General features: G+C 51.9%; 16 protein-coding genes and 2 tRNA genes. 7 read left to right on the forward strand and 11 right to left on the reverse strand.

The window, feature by feature from the left end; all coding sequences use genetic code 11:
- The first annotated feature begins 334 nt into the window (after positions 1-334).
- From FDW98_RS10775 to FDW98_RS10785, 3 genes are read left to right on the forward strand one after another with little or no spacing between them, the layout of a single operon-like run.
- Positions 335-4,219 carry an inverse autotransporter beta domain-containing protein gene (locus FDW98_RS10775; protein ID WP_137398847.1) on the forward strand — a complete coding sequence of 1,295 codons (3,885 nt, stop codon included), beginning with the start codon at positions 335-337 and terminating at the stop codon, positions 4,217-4,219.
- A gap of 54 nt (positions 4,220-4,273) precedes the next feature.
- Positions 4,274-4,936, forward strand: a complete 663-nt coding sequence (locus tag FDW98_RS10780; RefSeq protein ID WP_223240221.1) for a ZirU family protein — start codon at positions 4,274-4,276, stop codon at positions 4,934-4,936.
- A complete protein-coding gene (locus FDW98_RS10785) occupies positions 4,936-6,582 on the forward strand; it encodes a hypothetical protein (protein ID WP_096757176.1) in 1,647 nt (548 codons plus the stop codon). The genes FDW98_RS10780 and FDW98_RS10785 overlap by 1 nt, the downstream gene beginning before the upstream one ends.
- Positions 6,583-6,745: 163 nt before the next feature.
- Here FDW98_RS10785 and FDW98_RS10790 read toward each other — a convergent pair.
- The 3 genes from FDW98_RS10790 to FDW98_RS10805 all read right to left on the reverse strand — a co-directional run bounded on the left by FDW98_RS10790 (position 6,746) and on the right by FDW98_RS10805 (position 7,534).
- Positions 6,746-6,822 (reverse strand) — tRNA-Val (locus tag FDW98_RS10790).
- A gap of 4 nt (positions 6,823-6,826) precedes the next feature.
- Positions 6,827-6,903: transfer RNA gene (locus FDW98_RS10795), tRNA-Val, on the reverse strand.
- Positions 6,904-7,150: 247 nt separating this feature from the next.
- Positions 7,151-7,534, reverse strand: a complete 384-nt coding sequence (locus FDW98_RS10805) for a cupin domain-containing protein (protein ID WP_096757175.1) — start codon at positions 7,532-7,534, stop codon at positions 7,151-7,153.
- A gap of 197 nt (positions 7,535-7,731) precedes the next feature.
- Here FDW98_RS10805 and FDW98_RS10810 point away from each other — a divergent pair, with 197 nt between their 5' ends.
- On the forward strand, positions 7,732-7,917 hold the full coding sequence (locus FDW98_RS10810; RefSeq protein ID WP_096757174.1) for a hypothetical protein: 186 nt from the start codon (positions 7,732-7,734) through the stop codon (positions 7,915-7,917).
- Here the strand turns inward: FDW98_RS10810 and trpS are convergent.
- The 5 genes from trpS to FDW98_RS10835 form a co-directional block, all read right to left on the reverse strand.
- Positions 7,903-8,907, reverse strand: a complete 1,005-nt coding sequence (gene trpS, locus FDW98_RS10815) for a tryptophan--tRNA ligase (protein WP_096757173.1) — start codon at positions 8,905-8,907, stop codon at positions 7,903-7,905. The genes FDW98_RS10810 and trpS overlap by 15 nt on opposite strands.
- Before the next feature lie 233 nt (positions 8,908-9,140).
- Entirely contained in the window at positions 9,141-9,944 is an 804-nt protein-coding gene (locus tag FDW98_RS10820; protein ID WP_096759409.1) for a PhzF family phenazine biosynthesis protein, read from the reverse strand.
- Positions 9,945-10,060: 116 nt separating this feature from the next.
- Positions 10,061-11,845: a diguanylate cyclase gene (locus tag FDW98_RS10825; protein ID WP_096757172.1), complete on the reverse strand. Its 1,785-nt coding sequence runs from the start codon at positions 11,843-11,845 to the stop codon at positions 10,061-10,063.
- Positions 11,846-11,963: 118 nt separating this feature from the next.
- Positions 11,964-13,073 (reverse strand): AI-2E family transporter, encoded by a 1,110-nt coding sequence (locus FDW98_RS10830; protein ID WP_096757171.1) that lies wholly within the window; start codon positions 13,071-13,073, stop codon positions 11,964-11,966.
- Between the two features lie 119 nt (positions 13,074-13,192).
- Complete coding sequence (locus tag FDW98_RS10835) at positions 13,193-14,086, reverse strand: ABC transporter six-transmembrane domain-containing protein (RefSeq protein WP_170975207.1); 894 nt, start codon at positions 14,084-14,086, stop codon at positions 13,193-13,195.
- A 99-nt stretch (positions 14,087-14,185) separates the two neighbouring features.
- Between FDW98_RS10835 and FDW98_RS10840 the strand changes: the two genes are divergently transcribed.
- Positions 14,186-14,758, forward strand: a complete 573-nt coding sequence (locus tag FDW98_RS10840) for a TetR/AcrR family transcriptional regulator (protein ID WP_096757170.1) — start codon at positions 14,186-14,188, stop codon at positions 14,756-14,758.
- Positions 14,759-14,786: 28 nt separating this feature from the next.
- On the opposite strand, the gene FDW98_RS10845 is transcribed toward FDW98_RS10840, so the two are convergent.
- A complete protein-coding gene (locus FDW98_RS10845) occupies positions 14,787-15,131 on the reverse strand; it encodes a DUF1294 domain-containing protein (RefSeq protein WP_096759407.1) in 345 nt (114 codons plus the stop codon).
- Positions 15,132-15,346: 215 nt separating this feature from the next.
- On the opposite strand from FDW98_RS10845, the gene catA reads away from it, so the two are divergent.
- Positions 15,347-16,024, forward strand: coding sequence for a type A chloramphenicol O-acetyltransferase (gene catA / locus FDW98_RS10850; RefSeq protein WP_096757169.1), 678 nt, complete (start codon positions 15,347-15,349; stop codon positions 16,022-16,024).
- Between the two features lie 130 nt (positions 16,025-16,154).
- Here catA and FDW98_RS10855 read toward each other — a convergent pair whose 3' ends face one another.
- On the reverse strand, positions 16,155-16,463 hold the full coding sequence (locus FDW98_RS10855) for a monooxygenase (protein ID WP_096757168.1): 309 nt from the start codon (positions 16,461-16,463) through the stop codon (positions 16,155-16,157).
- A gap of 143 nt (positions 16,464-16,606) precedes the next feature.
- Between FDW98_RS10855 and FDW98_RS10860 the strand changes: the two genes are divergently transcribed.
- Positions 16,607-17,305: an RluA family pseudouridine synthase gene (locus FDW98_RS10860; protein WP_096757167.1), complete on the forward strand. Its 699-nt coding sequence runs from the start codon at positions 16,607-16,609 to the stop codon at positions 17,303-17,305.
- A 45-nt stretch (positions 17,306-17,350) separates the two neighbouring features.
- Here the strand turns inward: FDW98_RS10860 and mdtK are convergent, their stop codons facing one another.
- Positions 17,351-18,724: an MdtK family multidrug efflux MATE transporter gene (mdtK, locus tag FDW98_RS10865; RefSeq protein ID WP_096757166.1), complete on the reverse strand. Its 1,374-nt coding sequence runs from the start codon at positions 18,722-18,724 to the stop codon at positions 17,351-17,353.
- Positions 18,725-18,857: the final 133 nt, after the last annotated feature.

The following is an 18,857-nucleotide window of genomic DNA, read 5'->3' on the forward strand; positions in this document are numbered from 1 at the left end:
GAGACCTCAGATATATCTTGTGAAGGTTATCTGCGCAGTATTATTACGCAGATTATATCTATTGATGCAATTCGATGGAACGATTGAAAAAATCTGCCTGATACTACTGTAGCAGAAACGGTAATGCATTATATCTATTACGCATAATGTTATGCACATTGTTTGCGAGACGCATGAGGTGAATCTGACTAGAATACCGCGCAAATTTATGGTCACAGTCTGGATTCAGGGATAACGAGTTAATACTTAAGCAAATTTTACTGAATGAATAACGTTTTATTCACTTTTATTACAAATTAAACCCTGAGCCCTCTGTAAAAGTCGCACACTTATTATGATCGAAAGAACTGCATGGCTTTGCCTGATTGTACACCTGTCGATCATTACGACGCCGGTACTGGCAACAATAACAAGCGAACCTCAATCGTCGCAATGGCAAAGCGAATTACTTGCACGACCTTCTGTCGTATATGTGCTTCAGGCCGAAGAAACGACGGATTCCGTTGCCGAACGCTTAGGTCTGACGACCACCCAACTGCGCTATTTCAACCAATTCAGAACATTTAACAAACCGTTTGAACAATTAGATCAGGGTGATGAGCTTGATATTCCGGCCCCAGCCTCCGGTGGGAATAAGGCGGCAGGCGCGAGTGACAAGCTACACCAGGAACAGGAAAACGACGCCGGGGTTAAACGCCTTGCCAGCGGTGCTTCGGGCCTGGCGAATATTCTCGAAAACGGCGATGCGGCACAAGCGGCCAGCGGTCTGGTCCGTTCGGAAATTAACAGTAAAGCGAATGAAACAGTCACTGGCTGGTTAGGGCGGTTTGGCACGGTACGGGCGCAGTTGAATGTCGGCGAACAGTTTTCCCTTGATGACAGCAGCGTAGATTGGCTGGTGCCGGTATATGAAACACAGACGAATGTCTTATTCACCCAACTGGGTTATCAGAATCAGGACGACCGTAATACGCTGAACGTTGGCGTGGGCGTACGTCATTTCAGCCATGACTGGATGCTGGGATTTAATACCTTTTATGACGCCGATTTGAGTGGCGATCATCGTCGCCTTGGCGTTGGGGCTGAACTGTGGCGCGACTATTTTCAACTTGCTACCAACGGGTATTTCAGACTGTCTGACTGGAAGGCCTCGAAAGACGTGGAAAATTATGACGAACGCCCGTCGAACGGTTTTGATGTCAGAGTGCAAGGTTGGTTGCCTGACTATCCGCACCTTGGCGGCAAGTTTATCTATGAGCAGTATTTTGGCGATGAGGTCGGGCTGTCTGGCGAAGATGAACGTGAGAAAAATGCCTGGGCCTTCACGACCGGTATCACCTGGACGCCATTCCCACTAATGACGCTGGGTATTGAGCAGAGTATGGAAAAGGGTGATGAGCGAGACACCAGCGTGCAAATGGAGCTGGCGTGGCGACCGGGTGAAACCCTGGAGTCTCAACTTTCGCCTGATGAAGTGGCCTCTCTGCGCGAGCTGGAAGGTAGCCGCTACAACCTGGTTGATCGTAATAATGTCATCACTCTGGAATATCAGGCACAGGATCTTGTGCAGTTGACGCTTTCTGAAGAGGCGATTCAGGACGCTGAATATACGGTGCATACGATTTCGACCGATGTCACGAGTGAATACCCGCTGGCGCAGGTCACCTGGGATAACGCGGCGTTTCTGGCGGCTGGCGGAGAGTTTCGCGAGCTGAGCGTGAATATGTTTTCACTGACATTGCCTCCTTACCAACGCTCGCCATCCTCAGACGGGACGGCAAACCAGTATCGCGTCGTTGCGATGGCAGAGGATACCGAAGGAAATACCAGTAATGCCCAGACCTTGCTGATTGAGGTTCTACCCGTAAATCTGGCGTTTGGCGATGCGTTACAGGTCACCGGTAACGGTGCGCCCGCTGATGGTAAAACGCCGGTTACTGTGACCGCAACCCTGGTCGATGATGACGGCAAACCGGTTAGCGGAAAAAATATCACCATGGGAATGACATTCGCCGACGGCAGTATCACCGCTGAGGATGTGATGAGCGATGCGGCTGGGCGGGCGATGTACAGCGTGGTCTCTCACGTTGCGGGTCAGGCAATGGCGACGGCCAGGGTGCATGAACTGAGCCAGAGCGCGAAAGTATTGTATAGCCAGGCGAATTCGGGTGTCGATGGAATGTACTCGGCGTTGCTGGTGAACCCGGCGGTGATTCGGGCCGATGGCGAAGATGTTGCTGAAATGACCTACAAAGCTAATAACAGCGAGGGCGAACCGGTAACGGGTCTCGAGAACGTGTCGTTTCAGGTGATCGGTGTGCCCAATACCACCTCCAGTGCAGTGCGTGAAGTCGCGCCGGGTATCTATCGTGCAAAGTTGAGCGGTATTCATGCCGGGAAAGGCGTGGTGCAGGTTATGCAGGGAAATGTTGTGGCGAAGACCTTACGCCGTCCGGTCACCCTCATCTCCTCCGGTAACCCTGTCGACCCGCAGCAATCTTCTCTAAATGCGACGCCGGGAAGAATATCCGCCAATGGTAATACGGAATCGACTCTGGTTCTGCAGTTAACCGACAGCAGCGGGAACCCACTGAAAGAAAAAAACGTCCGATTTACCAGTAGCCTCGCCGGAACGACGATCGGCAACGTCACTAACCGGGAGGATGGTACGTATACCGCCACATTGACGGGTACCGCAACCGGAAACGCAAAAATAAGGACGCATGTTAACGGGTTTCTGACCACTATCGCGCCGACGGTGGTCAAGCTGGTACGTGATGACAATTCGGTCAGTCTTGAGGCTGTGGTGGTGCTTGACGATCATGCGCTGGCGGATGGTGTAGATGAGAATGTCATCAAAGTCACCACCTTTAACGCGGATGGGACACCTGCTGCGGGTGAAACCGTACGACTGTACGCGAACAATCATGCGGATATTCCCCCAGCAGCCACCACCGATGCTAACGGTGAGGTCTCGGTGTCGTTGACCAGTCGGGTCGCGGGTGAGGTCACGGTGATTGTCGAACTTAACGGCAGCACAGAGGAAGTTGAAACGAGTTTTGCCGTTGATGATGACAGCCTGGATCCAGCGAAATCTCAACTGAATGTCGTCCCTGAACGTATTGAAGCGAATGGCAATGCTGAATCATTTATTCACTTTTTATTAAGGGATCAGCAGGGTAACCCGGTTACCGGGCAAAAAGTGACCTTCACCAGTCCTCTGGAGGGCACGACTATCAGTCAGGCTAAGGATAACCATAACGGCCTGTATAAAGCGTCGTTATCTGGCGTAACGGCGGGCGTTGCCGAGATTTCTGTCAACGTGAATGACCATCACTTTGCGGTTACTCCAGTGAGCGTTACGCTCACGCCAAAAGTGGGTGAGGCCGGGCAGGGCGTCACGCAGGTGGTGGCAGACAATGCGCCGGCCAATGGCAGATCGGCGAATCAGGTGAAGGTCACCATACACCATGCGGATGGGCGTCCGGCCAGCGCGCAGGCGGTGCGATTCGTGGCGACTAACGGGGCGGCAGTACCCACCTCGGTGATGACTAATAGCGAAGGCGAAGCAATGGCCATGGTGACCAACCGCATCGCCGGAAAATCCGTGGTGTCGGTGATGTTAAACGGACATGTCCAGCAGGTTGAACTCACCTTTCTGTCTGATGAAGGCAGCGCCACCATTTTCCCTGGCGACCTGCGCATCATAGCGGACAACGCATTAGCTAACGGCACTGCTGAAAATAAAGTCAGCGCGACCATCAGGGATGCGTTTGGTAATCCTGTGGCGGGGCAGCAGGTGAAATTTAAGGCCAGCCACGGCGTACGTGCTTCTGCACAGGGGGTGACCGATGCGAACGGCGTGATAACAGCGACCCTGACGAGCACGGCTGCGGGACGCAGCGAGGTTGTGGCGCTGATTAATCGTCGCGGCGAGCACGTGTCGGTTAATTTTGCCCCCTTTGCATCATCGGTGAAAGTGCTACGCAATGGGCAAGCGCTGACCACCCATCCGCAGGTGGGTGACCGTTTATCCGCTGTCGTCATGTGCGGTGAAATTGTCTGCGAAGAGCAGCCAGAACATTTTCAGTGGCAGGGGGAAACCGCTGCAGGCAGTAACCAGTTCACCGCGATTCCACAGGCGACGGGCCGTATCTATGTTGTGTCTGGCGAATGGCAAAAACGTGCTTTGCGCGTGGAAACACAAGAATCACCCTGAAAACCGTAATTTCCCGGCTGACGCCTTAATCCCTTTTTATTATTGAGTACGCAAATGAAACGCAAAAACTTTACCTTAACCGCCAGTAGCGCGATGTTAATCCTGTCATTTCCCGCCCTGGCCGTCTTGTCCGATCCAACCGATACCGTAAAAGGACGCGTGCCGGTTATCACCCAGAGCACGATTGTTTCTGCTGATACTAACAGCAACGGCGTCTTCGACATTGGCGATGTGATTTCCATCAGCCAGCAGGGCGCGTTCAGCGACCCGGACGGGGATGCAGAATCGCAAAGAACCTTTCAGTGGCAGGCGGATGGGGCAGATATTTCGGGCGCCACCAGTGATACCTACACCGTGACGGCGAGTGATTTAGGCAAAAAGATCACCGTGTTGGTTACGCCGCATACTGATCCAACGATAACCGATCCGGATACCGGTATCGCAGTTGCGTCAAATGAGCTGTCAGCGGCTTCTGCATCGACGCCGATCGCCGTACAGATTGATGGCGCAGTGAATGGCTTCCCGCAGGTTGATACTGAACTTAGCGCCGTCGTACAACTGGCTGACGGCAGCGCCGGTGATGCTGGCACCTATCAGTGGAAGATTGAGACCGCGATTGGTTCTGGCGTATACCAAAATATTCCAGGTGCGAACGGTAAGACTTACAAACCGGTAGCCGGGGATCAGAAACGTAAGATTCAGATCGAGGTGAATTAATGTCACCCATTGTGCGCAGCGCCGCGGGCATATTGGTTGTTTTTGTCGCCACTGAAGCCCTGGCGGTGACAGCACAGACCGGGACGGTAAAAGGACGCCCGCCCGTGGCCGGTCAACTGCAGGTGATTAACACCTCTGCGCCGGGATTAAATCCGGCTCAGGGAGATACGCTGGAGATTGCGTATCAATTTCACGATCCTGATGGTTTGCAGGAAAGTCCATCAGAGACCCTGTTTCGCTGGTTGGCCGACGAGCAGGTAATCTCAGGGGCGAATGAGCGTCTTTTCACGCCCGGCCCCGCGCAGAATAAACGCTACCTGACGGTTAAGGTGTTGCCGGTTGAGATTGAACCTTCCGATCCCGACCGACCGGATGCGCCTTTTGTCAGCCCAAACGCGAACGCGCCGGTGCTACCCGCGCGAGCAGACTTGTCGGCCGCGTTTCATTATGCTTCGCCAGCGCTGCGCTGGGGGGATGCGTATATGCACTGTGCGAACAACGGCATGCGTTTACCCGATGAGGGAGATCTGCAGGATATGTTTGTGACCTACACTCGGGCAAATCGTGTGGGGCAAGATTCTAAAGGCGATTTACGGCATACCTATGGCATTGCTGGACGTAACGCTATCTGGACGACACGCGCGCTCAATGATACGCACCATGCGGTGATTAATGCTTTTACCGATGGGCGTAGTAGCGCGGCGGCAAACGCCAGCAGACAGACAGTGGTGTGCGCGCAAACCGGTATACCTGACATGCTCCCGGCGATCGTCAATTTAGCGATACCGGCGCCCCGCGAAGGGGAAGATGTCACGCTTTCCTATCTTTATCAGGGGAATGAGACGATTCCCGACCGGTCGCGTTTTCAGTGGTTTCGTGCGGATAATGCCGCAGGAACGGCCAGAAAAACGGCAATTCCAGGCGCGGTTGAAAAAAGTTATACCCCCGTTGCAGAGGATGTAAATCGCTATCTGGTGGTGGAAGCTACGCCAGCAAGCTATGACACGGTAATGGGGACAATGGTCAGTACGGTCAGCGAGCAAGTGGCATCAGGCGGCAGCAACGTCCTCCCTGGGAACACGACTATTCACGTCAATGGCGCCACGTTTGATACCGACAGCGGTTTTCCTCGCAGCGGATTGGTTGGTGCCAGCTTCCAGTTGCGCATGAATGGCAATGCTGCCAGCAACCGGGAGTATTCCTGGCATGACGATCGTTCGTGGTTAAGCGTGGATGATAAGGGTGTGGTGACGTTTACCCGTCGGCCTGAAGGCGCAGAGAAAACTGCCACCATTACCATACGGTCGAAAAATGATGGTGGATCTTATGCTTATACCTTCACGGTCACGAAGTGGTTAATCACTGACGGCAATCCAACAGGATTTAATAATGACTGGTGTGGTAAACAAGATGATGGCTATCGTCGGCCGACTGCAGAGGAATCGACCCGCAACGGCGAGCGAGCGGCTTCAACCGGACGCTGGTGGAGCGAGTGGGGGCCGTTGTACAACTTTGGTGGCAACTGGGTCAACGCACCTTACTGGATAGATGAACTGGGCAGTAAAAATACGTTGAATATGAGTAACGGGATAGTGACGAATACCAGGAAAAGCAGTCACGTGGTCTGTATAGCGGATGTGAATTAAGGCGTTTTTCTGAACGGATGGTTGCCTGTAAGACAGTGAGGAAAGCAGGCAGCCACAGCCAATTGTTGAAGGCCGAATAGTAATTACGTAAGAGTGTTTTTTTGAAAAAAAGAAAGTGTAGAGAAAGACGAGAGAGTAAGCACCAAATCAACGGGAATTGATTTGGTGCGTCCGAGTGGACTCGAACCACCGACCCCCACCATGTCAAGGTGGTGCTCTAACCAACTGAGCTACGGACGCAAAATGGTGCGTTCAATTGGACTCGAACCAACGACCCCCACCATGTCAAGGTGGTGCTCTAACCAACTGAGCTATGAACGCAACGTTGTAGGTGACAACGGGGACGAATATTAGCGGCACAGACCGAATGAGGCAAGAGGGAAATGGTGTTTTTCTGCATGTTTTCACTCAATTGCAGAGTAATTAAGCAAGTTGATTATATTTTGTTGATTTTACGGCGTGTTTTTTATTCACCCGGTCCTTTGGGGGCACAAGTCAGGCGTGCGGGGGAGAATCAGAACCACTCCTGTAAGTCCCGAATGTCGCGATCATCCGGGGCTTTTTGCTGTTATGGCGAGTCGTTACAGCCGGTATCTTTATGTCTGGCCCAGTCGACCATGCCCTGAAAGTCAACAATGACCACCGACTCATCCCCGACGACCCAGGCATCGTGCCCTGGAGGGATGCGTGACAGATCGCCGGGGCGGCAATCAAATTCACTGCCATCGTCCATTTTTACCCGCAGCACCCCGGCTACGTGGTATTGAAAATGCGGGGCTTCACAACTCTTTGTTCCCGCTATCGACTGGATCGATGTCGCCCATCGCCAGCCGGGCTCCAGCACCGCACGTCCGACGATGGCTCCGCCGATATTGAGAAGTTCCAGTCGTCCATTCGCAAACTCGCGAACCTCATCGGGTATATCGAATGATTTCACATCTGCTTTGTCCATTGCGCACCTCCTTAGCTTGATTACGCACATGGCTGCTCTTCAATTATATCAGCCTGGTTGTTTTTTGTTCGGTTTCGCCATGGGGAATTCTGCAACAGGACCTACCCGTAGACCGGGTTTAAGCCGTGCCCGGATTAGCGTAAAATCTCCGCTTTCTGCCGCAACGCTACTGGCTAACTCAACCAAGTGAATTTTTGATGAAAAATAATCCGAAGCTCTCCCTGATGTGTTTTCAGATGCTGGAATCTGGCGCGAGTCGCCGTACGGTGAAAAGGGCTCTGACATCCCGCCGTGTCAAGGGACGTCAGGCCGTGGTGCTGCTCTGCAAGCAAGAGATGGCGCTGCTGAGAAGCGGGAAATTGCGCGTGTCAGAAAACGGGTAATCCCAGCCCACACTTCACTTCCCTTACTGTTTTCTGCGTGACGTCGTGCGCCCGCTCGCTCCCTTTTTGCAATAGCGCCATCAACATACCTTTATCCTGGATGTAGGTCGCACGGCGCTCTCGCATGGGGGCAATAAGCTCTTGTAAGCACACCTCCAGCTCGTTTTTACACGTTTTATCCCCCAGCCCGCCTTGTTGATAGTTCGCTTTCATTTCCGCAACTTTTGCTTTGTTCGGGTGAAAGGCGTCCAGATATGTGAACACTATATTGCCGTCTATCCGCCCCGGGTCGGTCACTTTTAAATGGTGAGGGTCGGTGTACATGGCGCTGACCGCGCGATGAATGGCCTCTTCGCTGGCAGAAAGGAGCAACGTATTGCCAAGTGATTTCGACATTTTGGCGTTGCCGTCGATACCCGGGAGGCGGCTGGTTTCGCTGAGCATAGCTTTACAATGCTGTAAAACGGGAGTTGGTAACAGGCTATTCATCTTATGTACGATTTCGTTAGTCTGCTCGAGCATCGGTAATTGATCGTCGCCGACGGGGACAATGCTGGCTTTGAAGGCTGTAATATCTGCCGCCTGGCTGATCGGGTAAACCAGGAAACCAACCGGCAGAGAGCGGGCAAACCCTTTTTGCATAATTTCATTTTTTACCGTTGGGTTACGCTCCACGCGCGCCACGGTAACAATGTTCATATAAAGCGCAGTCAGTTCAGCAAGCGCCGGTAAAGCAGACTGCAAGCAAATTGTCGTGAGTGAAGGATCAATCCCCGCGGCAAGATAATCGGCGAGCACTTCGGGGATGTTATTGCGGATCTTTTGCGGATTGCTGCCGTTATCGGTAAGCCCCTGAAGATCCGCGACCAGCACAAACTGTTGATACTCACGTTGTAGGGCAACACGCTGGCGTAGCGAGCCAACAAAGTGGCCGAGATGTAATGGGCCGGTTGGGCGATCGCCAGTAAGAATAATGGTTTTGTTGTTCATGTCAGACTCCTTAGTCATCAAACCGAAAGGGGTCTTTCAAATGCAAATAACCGCCTTTCGGCGGTTATTTAAAATGGGGAAAACACATTCTGGCCGCCTTTAAGAAGGCTGCCACCACAGGTTGTTATTAACGCTGTTTACATCGTGTTTTGTATTCATTTAATGAACATACCATGGTGTGATGAAGAGGTAAAGCCATGCACGCTGCGAGCTGATTGGCGTGACAACCGTTGTTATCGCGCGTTCTCACGCAACTGTACTTTACCTGTCAGATACGTTGTGGCTTGACCACCAATATGGACACGATCGCCCACTAACTTGCAGCGTAAATCCCCGCCGCGCTCGGACACCTGGCGTGCCAGCATCTGTGTTTTGTTCAGTTTCTCAGCCCAGTATGGAATGAGCATGCTATGTGCCGAACCTGTGACAGGGTCTTCCGCAACGGCCTCGCCTGGGCAGAAGAAACGACTGACAAAATCGTATTCCCTATCGCCTGGCGCCGTAATGCAGACCATTTTTCCCAGCGGAAGCATGGCGTGAATATCCGGGCGTACTGCTGCAATCTGCTGCTGATTCTCCATAACGACCATGTAATCACGTGCCACGCGGACTTCTTTGTATTCCGTGATACCCAGCGTTTCCAATAGTAAAGGCGGCGGTATAACCGATTCGGTATTCCAGGCGGGGAAATCAAGCGTCAGCCATTCGCCACTGCGGGTCACGGTCAGCGGGCCAACAAATCGGGTTTCGAAGTGAATTGTGGTGTCCGGGTAGTCAAGATGTTCAAAGATGACGTGTGCAGCAGCCAGTGTGGCATGCCCGCATAAATTGATTTCACCCTGAGTGGTAAACCAACGTAGCTCAAAGCCGCTATCGGTGGTGACAAAGAAGGCGGTTTCTGACTGGTTATGTTGCTGAGACATTTTTAATAATATCTCATCGGGCAACCATTCTGTAAGAGGACACACTGCTGCGGCATTGCCACCAAAAGTGGTGTCGGTAAAGGCATCTATCATGTAAAAATCAATGTGCTTCATCGTATAGTCCTCTTGTTGTTCTCCGGTCATCTCACGCTCTACCATGCCATGACAACGTGCAATTTCGTATTGGTTTATGCTCTTGCAGGCAATAACATATCGCGATATGCCCGCGTTTAGCTCGCTTGCAGCATACCGAAGCTCACGATTCGCGATCGACCCAACTCTTTGGCGCGATACAGGGCCACGTCAGCGGCGCGCAGCAGGTTGTCGCTTTGGGCGTGCTGTGGGTAGCTGGCAACGCCAATAGACACGTCGATATGGCTGATGTCCGACGTCCCAAAGCGCAGCGTAAGCGCATGCACACCGTTGTAGATGTCCGTCGCCATGCGGTTAGCCTCTTCTTCACCCATGCCGCTGAGCAGGACCAAAAACTCTTCACCACCGTAGCGGAACGCCATCCCACTGTCGCGTATGGCGCGCTGAATAATCGCGGCAACGCCCTTGATAACGCCATCGCCCGCCTCGTGACCGAACCGATCGTTGACATCTTTGAAGTGATCAATATCAATCATCAGGCAACTGATGGGTGTCTGATTATGTATCGCCAGGCCCATCTGGGTGCGCAAAGTGTCTTCCAGATGATGGCGATTGCGCAGACCGGTCAGCGGGTCGTAGAGTGCTTTTTCCAGTAACGCATCGCGCAGACGCTGATTGGCTAATGCCAGACCGAGCGCTTCTGCCATCAGTTCCAGATACGCGCGGGAAGGCGCGGTATCATCGCTGAGATTCTGAAATGAGAGCAGGCCGATAGCCTCCCCCTGAGCAATCAACGGCACACACAGCGTGTGATCCTGACATGACTCTGGCAGATGGTAGCAGGCGATGTCCGGCTCGCCGTGGACCGGGGGATGACTCTGCCCGCGACGCACGGCCCAGCATTCGTCCGGGTGGAAGGCATCTGCTTTTCCCTGCGGAGAAAGCCACTCAGCGACGCAGCGCATCTGCCACGGTTCCCGGTCAAGAATGTAGAGGCGTCCGGCGACGCCGGGAGCAATATTCGGCGCGAACAGTTGTGCAACATTGATAACGTCAGCGAAGTTCTCACAACCCTGTAAGCGCTGAGTCATCCGTGCCAGCAGTTCGCGTATCGCCCAGTCGGCGTCACGCTCTTTCTCCAGCCGCTGCCGTACCAGGCCGTTCTCGCGAAAAATGCGGATGGCCTGTGCCATATCGCCGATTTCATCAATCTGGTTAAAGTTAGGTGTTTCAACCGCGTAATCCTGCGAGGCCAGTCGATGAACGACGTCGCTCAGTCGCACGACGGGGCGTAGCACCCGACGTTTTAAAATAAAGCCGAGGACAAACAAAAACAGCAGTGCCGTCAGTCCGACCATCACTTCGGACAGCGTGCGCAGTGTACGGGACGTCTGCGTGGCGCCCTCAATGGCGTGGCGGGCGCGGCTGTCGAGCATCTGGCGGAAATGGTCTATTTTATCCTGCGTCCGTTCGAGCTCCTGCTCATAGGATTTACCGAAGAGCAGGGCTATAGCCTGCGCCTGCTCTCCGCGCGCGACGCTTTCGATCGCCGTCTGTTGTTCGTTCTGTAGCGTATCAACAATTTGCAATCCCTCGTGCAGGAGCGCCAATTCTTCCCCTGATGCACCGGTATCCTTCAGTTTCGTCAATCGGTGCTCAACGGCTTTTAGCGAGGTCTCTTTCTGTTGGTAGGCTTGCAACGCATCAGGATCTTTACTGACCACATACAGGCGCGCCAGATCGGACAGTGACCAGGCGTCAATTTCAACTTCTTCGGTCAATTGATCGAATATATACCGCTGTTCTACCGCCTGTCGTTCGGTGTTATCGGCGCTTGACGCCATTAGCATGACCACGCCGGAGGCGAGGGTCAGGCATACCGTCGCACTGTAGGCCCAGTTGGTGATTGTGGCTATTCGCACCTGTTTATTCCTTTTGCGACGAGTAATGAATGTGCATGATTGAAATTATAGAAAACGTATGATTTTGCGTGATAATAAAAAGGCGACCCCGTGGTCGCCCTTTGTTATCGTCATACCATTATAAATCTGGAGGATTTTTTCCTTCTTCCATAAAGTCTTTATCGATCTCCTCCACGTTGCCCTCGTGATCGCGCCCGGATAACAGATTCCAGCAGGCAAGGAACAGTGCCGCGATCAACGGGCCAATGACAAACCCGTTGATACCGTAAATCTCCATCCCGCCGAGGGTAGAAATCAAAATTAGATAATCGGGCATCTTGGTGTCTTTGCCCACCAGCAATGGGCGCAAAATATTGTCTACCAGCCCGACGATAATGACGAAGAATCCGACGATAAACAGTCCTTGCCACAACTGCTGCGTGGCAAAGAGGAAAATTGCTGCGGGCACCCAGACAATGGCTGAACCCACAGCAGGCACCAGTGAGAGAAACGCCATCAATGCGCCCCACAGAACGCTGCCGTCGATGTCCACAATGGCAAAAGCAATGCCACCGAGTGTGCCCTGAACCACCGCGACCACCGCTGTGCCTTTTACCGTGGCACGGGTGACACCGACAAATTTGGCAAACAGGTGCTGTTTAGCGAAATCGGTCAGCGGTAAAGAATCCAGAATCTGACGCACCAGGTACGGCCCGTCCTTGAGCAGGAAAAACAGCAGATACAGCATGATGCCAAAGCTGATGGCAAAGCCGAATGTCCCTTTGCCAATCAGGAATGCACTGCCGGCGAGGTACTGCCCGCCCTGTAATGCAACATCGGAGAGCTTTTGCTGAATTTGTGCCACGTTATCCAGATGGTGGTCCGCAAGGAATCCTCTGGCCCAGTCAGGGAGATACGACAGGATCGCGGTGACGACTTCCGGGAACTGCGTGTTGTTCTGTTGCAGCTTGCTGTACACCACGTTCAGTTCGATAGCCAGTGATGACAGGATCACCATCAGGGGAATAAAGACAATCAGGCAGATAATGCCAATGGTGATAAGCGACGCCAGCCCGTTGCGATCGCCCAGCGCGCTGCGCAGTTTGTTTTTCACCGGATTAAAAATAGTGGTTAATATCGCGGCCCACAGAATGGCGGAAAAGTAAGGGGACAGCACATCAAAGAACGCCCACGTCACGAGGGCGAGAATGAAAATGAAAAAACCTTTGGTCAGTCCGTTAAAACGCATTAGTGGATCCTGTAAATAAGAAGCAGTCCCGACTATAGAACTGTTCAGCGGATTTACCAACCTGCAACTGTCGGCGTGCCAGGGCACGCTGAGCGAAATGGACGCGAGTCTACCGGGGTTTATTCATGTCCGGTGTTTACTCGTTTACCAATATCTTTGAGCTGAGAATACTTTTCCAGCAACTGCGGAGCATCATCCAGGCTCATGGCAAACATCCACATATAGGTCATCACAGAGTAAATGTGACCCGCATCAGCCCCGCCGCCGAGCGTCATGATGAGGATCGTCATGCCAAATAACAGAGCGACTACAATGCCAATGGACAAGTAACCCAGCGCCTCACGGTCGGACAAACAAATACGCAGCCTGGACAACAGGCGGTAATGTTTGCTGAGCGGGGAGGCGGCGGCGCTATTGACCATGGCTATCTCTTTTTCGAGTCGATTATTTAATCGCAGGAAAAGCGCTTCGTTTTTGCGCGTATAGCTGCTCAGGAACAGTGAAAAAAAACCAAGAATGACAAGGCAGGCCACACCCGTCCACAACTCTATAACCAGCAGCATGATGGCAGCCCCCAGAATAGAGGCGATCGAGGTGATCAGCGCAGGCAGATGCTTTTCAAAAAAATCGACGAACTCGCGGGAAAGCGCGACCCGTGCTGCAATGGTCGAGGTATTTTGATTGTCCCGACGTTGAGCGAGAATGACGGGAACCGCCAACTCAGCATAGATCCGAGTAAATGTACGGGTATCAACACTCCGACGAGCCGCCCCAATGGCCCACATTATAAAGACCACAACGGCATAAAAAACCGCGTGTAAGGCGTTACCCGCAATAATTGCATTGATGGCAAAGCCGGCCATTAGCGGATACAGCAGATACGTCAGGTTCTCGGCAACTACGAGAAGAAATGTGACCAGGAGTTTTTTACGGTGGCGGCGGGCCAGAGACTTAAGCGTGCCAACTGCACTGTATAAGGATGTGGATTTATCGTGACTCTTCAGGCTTATCATTATCTGTGATTCTGTTAAAATTAATAATTGAGCGGTTGCTCAATTATTGCAGGTCGAGTGTATTTGAGCGGTTGCTCAAAGTCAATGCGGGGTGAATTGATGAAAAAAAAGACAGAAGAGTTGAGAGTACGAATTCTGGATGGCGCGGTGGCGCTGTTTATCGAAAAAGGGATAGAGAAGGTGACAACCCGGGAGTTGACGGAACATCTCGGCCTTTCTCGCAGCCATATCTATCACTACTTTAAGGACTGGCAGTCACTGTGCCTTGCCGCGCTGGAAAGATTTATGCAACAAGAGCTGGACGATTTAACCGAATCGTTAGCCGGGCGCGAACCTCACGAAAAGTTAAGCGTATTGATCAAATACTACCTTCCTGAAGGTCCGGATGCCGTCTGGCAGCTTTATGACTCTTTATGGCGCCTGGCGAGCCATGACGCCGCTTACGCAGAGCTTGCAGAGCGCAATATGAATTGCTGGATGGAAATGATAGCCGACATTATTCGTGAAGGTGTGGGGTTGAAAGCGTTCCGGGCGCTGGATGCCGAACGTGTTACACGCCAGTTCGTTGCCATGCTTAACGGGTACTCAGAGAACCTGATTATTCATCCTTCACCTGAAAAATGTCAGTTGGCCAGCGACGATCTCCACGACTTTATCAGGCAGATGTTGTAAAGCTGTATAGTTCGCGCGTAGCCAATGTTCAGAAAGGCGAAAAAGGATAGAGCTGATACACCGCTACCATCACGGAGATGCTCAATAATACGCTGATGATAAAGTAGGTTTTGAATGGTTGTTTGTGTGTTTTGTGGCGGAAGAGTTGCTGACCAGCTATCGCGCCGGGCCATCCACCGACAACGCCAAATATCAGTAATGTGGACTCTGGCACTCTGCGCCAGGCTTTTCGCGCCGCCATTTTGTCCATGCCGTAAATCACCAGCGTCAGTACGTTGGCGAGCAGTAACCATATAATAAAGGGATGTGATGTAAACAGGCTGCCGATCGCGGCGAGGATCAGCAGCAAATAACAACCGCGATTGAGATTCATAGTATTCGCCACAGCCATTTCCAGAGAGTATCGACCCTGCATTGTACGCAATACCCACGGTGAGCTGAACCCCTGTCGGAAGTCGTGGTATAAGGATGCGCGACTCCCACAAAGGCGTTTGCTACAAAAACGATTACGGCATCTGTATGCTTGCTTAATTCATGAAAAAGTTTAGGCTGACGTCTGATATATGATTGCTTATCAAAGGTTAAAAAGTGAAAAAAACAACCCCAGAATATACGCCCGTTAACTTATCTCGTTGGGCAAGAAAGGAGCATTTTGAGGTGTTTCAGACCTTTGCTCAAAGCACAATTAACCAAACAGTTCTCTTAGACATTACCGCGCTGTTAAAACATATAAAAGAGGTTGGCTGGAAATTTTATCCTACTATTATTTTCCTGCTCTCTAAAGTCGTAAACAGGCATACAGAGTTTCGTATGGCGATAAAGGACAATAAGCTTGTCATATGGAATGAAGTTCATCCAAGTTATACGATTTTCCATAATGAAACGGAGACCTTTTCATCATTATGGAGTCACTATGATGGCAATATTCATCACTTTCAACATGTTTATGCAGAAGACATGGCACGCTATGGTAATAACCTTTCTTACTGGCCTAAGGGAGAGTCGCTGGAAAATATATTTTTCGTGTCGGCCATTCCTTGGGTAAGTTTTACCAGTTTCAATATCAACGTTGCCAACATGCAGAACTTTTTTTCCCCCATGTTCACTATTGGGAAATACTACAACCAGGATGGAAAAGTAATGTTACCTCTCGCTGTTCAGGTACATCATTCCGTGTGCGATGGTTTTCATGTGGCAAGATTGATCAATGAATTACAAGAGATTAGCGATAACATATTGCACCATTCAGAAGAACGCAATGCTTGATGTGCCAGACGATCTCTTATTACCAGCAAGGATAGCAGTCATGTCTGCTCAGAGTACATTGGCCCTACCCGCTACAGGGCAGCTTGAACGTAAAGCCGCCCTCTATTTTGCCTGTGATAAAGCAACAATGTTACTCAGCCATGCCGTGGTTAATGCGCGTTAACGGTTCATTGACATTAAAGATTTTGAATTGCACGTTTTGCACACCTAGCGGTTTCAGACGGGCTGTATGCTTTTTAACATATGCCAGCGCAGTTTCTTCGTCCTGGAACAGGTAGATGCCGCCGGCTTCCTGGGTTGCTTCGTTTTCTGTCCAGATTTTCCAGATAAAACCAGGCTCCTGGTTAATGGACTCTGCCAGGTCGACAAGCTGGCGTGACATCTCTTCACCAAACGGGCCCTGAAAATCAAAGTGCAACTGCAATAGTGTGTTTGACATAATTCCTCCATGGATAACGCTGATGTGGGTAAGTCAGTATCTTATTTTTAATTTATTGCACAATAAACGGCAAAAGATCGCTGATTCGCCAGTCTGCTGAAAATTCGTTATGATCCGCTCCCGTACTTTATCATGGCTGCCTGATGTCTACTCTCTTTGATACCTTTATTGCTCCACCGTGCCATGACGAGATAGAGGTCCTCTATCAAGACGACCATCTGCTTCTTATCAATAAACCCACCGGTTTGCTAAGCCTGTCAGGAAAAAATCCGCAAAATATCGACTCGGTACATCACCGGCTGGTTCAGATTTATCCCGGCTGCACGCTGGTGCATCGACTTGATTTTGGCACTTCCGGGCTGATGGTGATTGCCCGCAATAAGGCTGCCAATGCTGCGCTGTGCCAGCAATTCAGCCTGCGCGCCGTCACCAAGGTGTATAGCGCCTTGCTCTGTGGGCATCTGAGCGAGGATGAAGGGGTGATAGACGCTGCTATTGCCAAGGATCCGGCGCTGTTTCCGCTGATGTCGATATGCGCCATCAGCGGTAAACCCGCGCGCTCCCGCTATCGGGTTGTCGAACGCTTTAATCATCCGCTGGAAGACGGGACTGTACTGCCATTAACGCGGGTACAGCTTTTCCCCGAAACCGGTCGCACCCATCAGTTGCGTATTCACTGTCAACATCTGGGGTACGCCATTTGGGGCTGCGATCTGTATGGGGGGCGTCTGTTGCCGGGTACAGAACGGACGCCGCGACTGATGCTGCATGCCAGCGAACTGCATTTTAAGCATCCTGTCAGCGGAGAAGCGATCAACGCCCACAATGCCAGTCCGTTCTGAATAGGGTGGAGAGAATAGCCGCCGGGGGGCGGCTATTGCGGGGTGTTATCGCGCCGCGCGTTGTAAAATAATGGCGGACGGCTGGCGTTGGAGATAACGCATGCGCAGCATCATCATTACTGCAGCAGAGGTCAGACCGATAATAAAGCCGATCCAGAAACCTGCTGGACCCATGCGTTCAACTACCAGGTCGGTCAGTGCGAGGATATATCCGCTCGGTAAACCCAACACCCAGTAAGCGATAAAGGTGATAAAGAAAATGGAGCGCGTATCTTTATAACCACGCAGGATCCCACTGCCAATGACCTGAATCGAGTCAGATATTTGATACACGGCGGCCAGCAACATGAGCTGGGCAGCCAGCGTCACCACTTCAGGATTATTGTTGTAGAGCAGGGCGATGTGCTCACGCAGGGTCACGGTGAACACTGCGGTTAACACTGCCATGCAAACACCGACGCCCAACCCGGTTCTGGCTGCAGTTTGGGCATCAAGCGTTGACCCCTGGCCCAGACGATAACCCACGCGAATCGTTACGGCGGCTGCCAGCGACATCGGCAGAACGAACATGAGCGAGCTAAAGTTGAGCGCGATTTGGTGTCCGGCCACGTCCACAATCCCCAGCGGGGAAACCAGCAATGCCACTACGGCGAACAACGTGACTTCAAAGAATAACGCCAGCGCAATCGGTAAGCCCAACTGGATCAGGCGCTTCATCACCGCGGTATCGGGTTTCTGGAAACCGCGGACGTTGCGAATATCACGCATTGAGCGCGCACGTTTAACGTAGGACAACATGGCGAGAAACATCACCCAGTACACCGCCGCAGTGGCAACGCCGCAGCCTACGCCGCCGAGTTCTGGCATGCCAAAATGCCCATAGATGAAAATGTAGTTAACCGGGATGTTGACCAACAGGCCGAGAAACCCCATCACCATCGCCGGTTTGGTTTTGGCCAGACCTTCACACTGGTTACGAGCTACCTGGAAGAATAAATAGCCAGGCGCGCCCCACAACAGCGCGCGCAGGTAGCCGACGGCTTTATCGGCCAGCGCCGGATCGATATTATCCATGGAGCGGATAATGTATCCCGCATTCCAGAGCACCACCATAATGAGCACAGATACGCTGCCCGCCAGCCAGAAACCCTGGCGTATTTGATGAGCAATGCGGTCGCGGCGACCCGATCCGTTAAGTTGCGCAATGACTGGCGTCAATGCCAGCAGGAGTCCGTGACCAAATAAGATGGCCGGGAGCCAAATGGAGGTCCCGATAGCGACGGCAGCCATGTCCGTCGCGCTGTATCCACCCGCCATGACGGTATCGACGAACCCCATTGCGGTTTGGGCGATTTGCGCAAGAATCACCGGAATTGCCAGAGCTAATAACTGACGCGCTTCGATTACATACTTTTGCACGTTTACACCATTATATTGTTGTTATTTGAGAGACTAAAAAAGCCGCCTGAGAGGGCAGCAAGAAGAAAATACAGGGGAAATTGCAGTCTATTGTAGCGAGGAATACGTAATTCTCCAGTGAAAAAACAGGTGG

The sequence above is a fragment of the Citrobacter sp. wls711 genome, assembly GCF_005281055.1.
Lineage (GTDB): Bacteria > Pseudomonadota > Gammaproteobacteria > Enterobacterales > Enterobacteriaceae > Citrobacter > Citrobacter gillenii.